This is a genomic window from Clostridium weizhouense (genome assembly GCF_019431045.1).
GTDB lineage: Bacteria > Bacillota > Clostridia > Clostridiales > Clostridiaceae > Clostridium > Clostridium weizhouense.
The window spans coordinates 1-2,420 of sequence record NZ_JAHXPT010000031.1 but is presented as its reverse complement, the minus strand read 5'-3'; the positions used below and the strand labels follow the sequence as shown (position 1 = coordinate 2,420).

Genomic DNA, 2,420 nt, shown 5'->3' with positions numbered 1-2,420 from the left:
TTCATAGCAAATTATACGAAGTTAGGCAGAAAAAACTCAAACCTTTGATTTGGGCTTGAGCTTAAAATTTACAGAAGTCCGCCTAACTTTGGATAATTACAATAGCACGAAACCGCGGAAATACAAGCAGTCATTATGGGGATTAAATAATCTCACACCTAATAAATTAAAAAGATAATTTAAAAATTAAATTTAAAAATATAGTGATAAAGATACAAAAAAGTATTAAATATTGTAAAACAGGCATAGTTTCCCCCTCCCCATTACAGGGCATATTAAAAATGTTATGAAGTTTTAGTATTTGTAGGAGGAGAGTTGCAAAATGTAATAGACATACTGAGTTTGTTTGAACCACAGTGAGGGCATTTTGATAAATCTCTGCCTGTAATTTCTTTAATTAGTTGAAGAACTGAAATTTTATCTCTAAGTAAAATAGGCGTATTAGTAAGTTGTTTACAAATATTAAGTTTAGTAGTTTTATTGCGATTACCTAGCAAGCCATAGTGTCTGATTTTCATAAATCTACTTGGAAGTATATGAATAAGAAATCTTCTAATAAATTCATCAGCAGAAATAGTCATTACCTTATACTTATTCTTGTCTTTGTAATCACGCCATTTAAATGTAACATTGCCATTGTCAATGCTTAGAATACGAGTATTTGATATAGCAACTCTATGTGTATATCTACCTAAATATTCGACGACGCAGGCAGCATCTTTAAAAGGTGATTTACAGTAAACAATCCACTCTTTAGAATAGGTATCTGAAAGCAGTTTTTCGAATTCAATTTCATCTGAAAGATAATTTTGATTCCCATGAAATTCAAGCTTATTTTCATAGTATAATTGCTTAAGATAATACAGAAACTTACCCCTAAATTTGCGAGAAAGTACTTTTACTGGTATAAAAAACTTTTTTCTGCTGTTTATCCATTTTCCTGTTGAAGACAGTCCTCCACCTGGTACAATGCAGTGAATATGTGGATGATGCATAAGGTTTTGTCCCCAAGTATGTAGAATCGATGTAAAACCAAGCTTTGCACCAAGATATTTTTTATCCGATGACAATTCACATAAAGTTTCAGAAGTAGCCTTAAATAAAAGGGTATAGAACTGTCTTTGATTTTGATATACCATAGAATTTAGAGTATCTGGAATAGTGAACACGACATGGAAATAGCCTACGTTAAGTAAATTGGATTTTTGATTGTAAATCCACCGTTCTTTAGCAAGAGTTTGGCATTTAGGGCAGTGTCTATTACGGCAAGAGTTATAAGAGATTTGAACATTACCACAGTCTTGGCATACATCCATATGACCACCTAACTGAGAGGTTCTACAGTTTTCAATTGCAGACATAGCTTTATGTTGCACAAGAGTAAGCTTGTGTTTTTTACGATATTCTAAGCCATATTTTAGGAAGATATCTTGAACCTCAACCATTAGTTTTCTCCATTTCTGTTAAAATATCAAGAGGACTTAGTACATTTAAAGACTCAATTTTAAGTAAATGTAAATAAAAACAGGTTGAACTTATGTCTGAATGTCCTAATAGTTGCTTAATGTTAAATATACTTGTACCTGATTCAAGTAAGTGAGTTGCAAAACTATGTCTTAAACAATGTACTGTGACTTTTTTAGTAATATGGGCTTTTTTGATGTATTTATGGAATATATTTTGTACTGCTCTTGGAGTAATGTGTGTTCCGGTGTTTACTCTGCTGTAAAAAAGCCATTCTTTTGGACGATAAGCTTTCCAATAAACTCTTAGAATTTCAAGATTAGCTTGCGAAAGCAATGCATAGCGATCTTTAGAGCCTTTGGCATTGCGGATAAATAACTACATTTTTTTACTATCAATGTCAGTAACTTTTAGACCAGTAACTTCACTAAGTCTTAGTCCAGCACCATAGAGAGTCATTAATATACATTTATCTCTAAGATTATCACATGCATCAAAAAGGCTTTGGATTTCATTTTTAGTAAGTATTTCTGGAAATTTACGTTGCCTGCGGTGGCGAGGTATTTGCTTGTAATTTAAATTAGTATTTAAAGTTACACCATATAAAAATCTAAGACCACTATTGTATGAATTTACACTTCCGGAAGTAAGACCTTTTTCTGTTATAAGATAATGAAGAAATTCTCTAATATCTTTTTCACTAAGTTCAGTTGCAGGTTTATTAAAGTAATCTTGAAAAATTTTAACTTTAGTGTAGTATTCATCTTGGGTATTTTTACTTAAGCCTCTAAGTTCTACATCAAACTTTAATTTTTCTAAAATTTGATCTTTTGTCATAATTAAAACATCTCCTTTTTATTGGAGTCATTGCCTAATAAAAAGGTTTATATACAATAAAGAAATATTAGATAAGTAAATGTTAAAGAAACCACCGCGCTAGCGGTTTAGTGCTATTC

General features: G+C 31.3%; 1 protein-coding gene and 1 pseudogene. Both read right to left on the bottom strand.

The genetic code is table 11. From position 1 onward, the window contains the following. Positions 1-284 precede the first annotated feature (284 nt). Positions 285-1,445, bottom strand: coding sequence for an IS91 family transposase (locus KYD98_RS17950; protein ID WP_219781417.1), 1,161 nt, complete (start codon positions 1,443-1,445; stop codon positions 285-287). Beyond that, positions 1,438-2,301 (bottom strand): annotated as a pseudogene (locus tag KYD98_RS17945) (tyrosine-type recombinase/integrase). The gene KYD98_RS17950 and the pseudogene KYD98_RS17945 overlap by 8 nt, the downstream one beginning before the upstream one ends. Between the last annotated feature and the right edge of the window lie 119 nt (positions 2,302-2,420).

What these genes read in the sequence shown, in the direction of transcription:
- KYD98_RS17950 (WP_219781417.1), bottom strand. Translation starts at nt 1,445, where the DNA reads ATGGTTGAGGTTCAAGATATCTTCCTAAAATATGGCTTAGAATATCGT.